A 2693-nucleotide genomic window follows, 5' to 3' on the forward strand; every position below is an offset into this window, starting at 1 on the left:
CGTCCCGGCTGATCGAGCGGCTCGGGCTCGGGGTGGTCGACCTGGTGGGGTTCTCGACGGGTGGGCGGGCGGCGATGCAGTTCGTCGACACGCATCCGGAGCAGGTACGGCGGCTCGTGCTCGCGTCCACGTCGGCGTACAGGTTGGCGGACGCTGCGCCGTACTTGGCGGACTGGCCGGAGTACCAGCGCCGGCAACGGATCGACGACGAGGCGAACGGCGCACTCCGCAACTCGACCGTCTTCGTGTGGGACCTCGACCGCGCACGAAGCCGTCCCCAGCGAACTGCAAGTAGTCCCCAACGCGGCCCACATGTGCCACTTCGAACAACCCGCGACCTGGTCCGACCACATCCGCCAGTTCCTCGCCGATTGACGCTAGGATCTTCCGTTGAGTGTCAGAGCGTGGAGGAGGTGGTTCTTATGCGCAGATCATGCGCGGTGCCGCCTCGAAACCACCGGCGACTCTGACTCTCCCCCCGGGGCACACCGCACCTACGCGAAGGAGCCCCGCAATGCATTCCCTGAACGCCGTACACACGTACTTCACCGACTACCCCGGCCGCTACTGGATCGCCGGCGGCTGGGCGCTCGACCTGTTCGCGGACCGGGTACGCCGCCCGCACACCGACGTCGACGTACTCGTCCTGGCCCGCGACCTCGACCTGGTCGCCGCCACCTTCACCGATCCGCGCCCGACCGTCGAGAACCCGAACACCGGAGCCCAGCGCCCCTGGCAACCGGGCGAGCCGCTCACCCCAGGGCCCGACGTACTCGCCTTCCCCGACGACCTGTTCCCGACCCCGGTCCGCATCATCCTCGCGGCCTCCGACGGCGACGACTGGGTCTACCACCGCGGCCGCGGCACCATCCGCAAACCACTCGACGACATCACCCTCACCACCCCCGGCGGCCTCCCGTACCTGGCCCCCGAGATCGCCCTGCTCTTCAAGTCCCGCTCCGACCGTCCCAAGGACACGGACGACTTCCACGCCGTCGCAGCACTTCTGGATCAACCCCGCCGTACCTGGCTCCACGACCACATCGCCCCGCGGTACCCGGAACACGCATGGCTACCTGAGCTGACGCACTAGCCCGTGTTGGTGGCGTCTGCAAGCGCAGGCGCCACCTAGGCTGCCGCCGTGCAAGCGACGCGGCTCGACATGGCCAGGATCCGGGCGGCTCGGCGGGTGATCGATCCGGTGTTCCTGGACAGCCCGCTGTACCGGTGTGAGGCGCTGGAGCCGACCCTCGGCTGCACGCTCAACATCAAGCTCGAGACCGCGAACCCGGTGCGCAGCTTCAAAGGTCGTGGTACCGAGGTCGTCGCGGATCAGCTTGCCCGCGGCAACTCGCGCGCCGTGGTGTGCGCGAGTGCGGGCAACCTCGGCCAGGCCCTCGCGTGGTCCGGCCGGCACCGCGACCTCGACGTCACGGTCGTCGCGTCCCGCTTCGCGACCCCCGCCAAGCTGGACCGCATCCGCGCGCTCGGCGCCACCCTCGAACTCGTCGACGGCGACCACGAACTCGCCCGCGAACGCGCCGCCGCGATCGCGCAGTACGACGGCATCCGCCTCCTGGAGGACAGCCTCGACCTGGAAACCTGCGAAGGCGCCGCCACCATCGGCCTCGAACTGCTCGACTCCTTTGGGCCGTACGACGACGCCCGGCCGGTGGTGCTGATTGCCCTTGGCGGTGGGGCGATGGCGACCGGGATCGGGTACGTACTGAAGGCCCTCACCCCGTACGTCGACGTGGTCTGCGTGCAGCCGTACGGCGCTCCCGCGATGACCCGCTCGTGGCACCAGCGCCGGGTAGTCAGTACCGAAACCGCTGTCACGATCGCCGACGGCGTCGCCGGGCGGCACCCGATTCCCGAAGTACTCGACGACCTCCTGGCGGTCGCCGACGACGCCGTACTCGTGCAGGAATCCTCGATCATCACCGCGATCCGCCTGCTCCACGACCACGCCGGCCTGATCGCCGAACCCTCCGCCGCCCTCGGCATCGCCGCCATCCTCGAAGACCCAGCCCGCTTCGCCGACCGCCCGGTCACCACAATCATCTGCGGCAGCAACGTCGACCAGGCCAAATACCGAACCTGGATCTAAATGCCCCGCCAAACAGTCAAACTCCTCCTGCTCGACGAGGACGACCGCCTCCTGCTCATCCACGCGCGCAGGTCCGGCGCCACCTGCTGGTACCCGGTCGGCGGCGGGATCGAGCCCGGCGAATCCCTCCAGCAGGCCGCCGCCCGCGAGACCTACGAGGAGACGGGCCTCCGCGATCTGCCTGCCGGCACACACGTCTGGTGGCGCGACCACACGTACGAACACGACGGCCGGCGGTACGACGTACACGAAGAATGGCTGCTGCACCGCGTCAACCACTTCACCCCGGCCCCCGCCGAGCTGACGCCGTCCGAAGCCCGCACGATCCTCACCTTCCGCTGGTGGCAAGCGCGCGAACTCGAATCCACCCAGGACACGATCTTCCCGCCCAACCTCGGCCGCCTACTGACCACCCTTCTCACCGAAGGCGTCCCCGCCACCCCCACCGAGCTGCATCTATAACCGCACCTCGTCGTACACCCGCTCCCCCGGATCCCGCAGCCCACCCGGCATCCGCCCCCACTCCACGAACCCAAGCCCCACATAAGCCCGCTCCGCCTCCGTCCCACCCCGGCAACTCACC

At 69.2% G+C, this 2693-nt stretch carries 4 protein-coding genes; all 4 read left to right on the plus strand.

The genetic code is table 11. The features are described from left to right. Positions 1 to 44: 44 nt before the first annotated feature. From VFF46_RS40720 to VFF46_RS38375, 4 genes are read left to right on the plus strand one after another with little or no spacing between them, the layout of a single operon-like run. Entirely contained in the window at positions 45 to 470 is a 426-nt protein-coding gene (locus VFF46_RS40720) for an alpha/beta fold hydrolase (protein ID WP_414673142.1), read from the plus strand. A 44-nt stretch (positions 471 to 514) separates the two neighbouring features. Beyond that, on the plus strand, positions 515 to 1093 hold the full coding sequence (locus tag VFF46_RS38365) for a nucleotidyltransferase domain-containing protein (RefSeq protein ID WP_325042190.1): 579 nt from the start codon (positions 515 to 517) through the stop codon (positions 1091 to 1093). 48 nt (positions 1094 to 1141) lie between these two features. Then, positions 1142 to 2110: a threonine ammonia-lyase gene (locus tag VFF46_RS38370; protein ID WP_325042191.1), complete on the plus strand. Its 969-nt coding sequence runs from the start codon at positions 1142 to 1144 to the stop codon at positions 2108 to 2110. Beyond that, positions 2111 to 2572: an NUDIX hydrolase gene (locus VFF46_RS38375; RefSeq protein ID WP_325042192.1), complete on the plus strand. Its 462-nt coding sequence runs from the start codon at positions 2111 to 2113 to the stop codon at positions 2570 to 2572. The last annotated feature ends 121 nt before the right edge of the window (positions 2573 to 2693 follow it).

This window comes from Kribbella sp. (genome assembly GCF_035655035.1).
GTDB lineage: Bacteria > Actinomycetota > Actinomycetes > Propionibacteriales > Kribbellaceae > Kribbella.

What these genes read in the sequence shown, in the direction of transcription:
- VFF46_RS38375 (WP_325042192.1), top strand. Translation starts at nt 2,111, where the DNA reads ATGCCCCGCCAAACAGTCAAACTCCTCCTGCTCGACGAGGACGACCGC.
- VFF46_RS38365 (WP_325042190.1), top strand. Translation starts at nt 515, where the DNA reads ATGCATTCCCTGAACGCCGTACACACGTACTTCACCGACTACCCCGGC.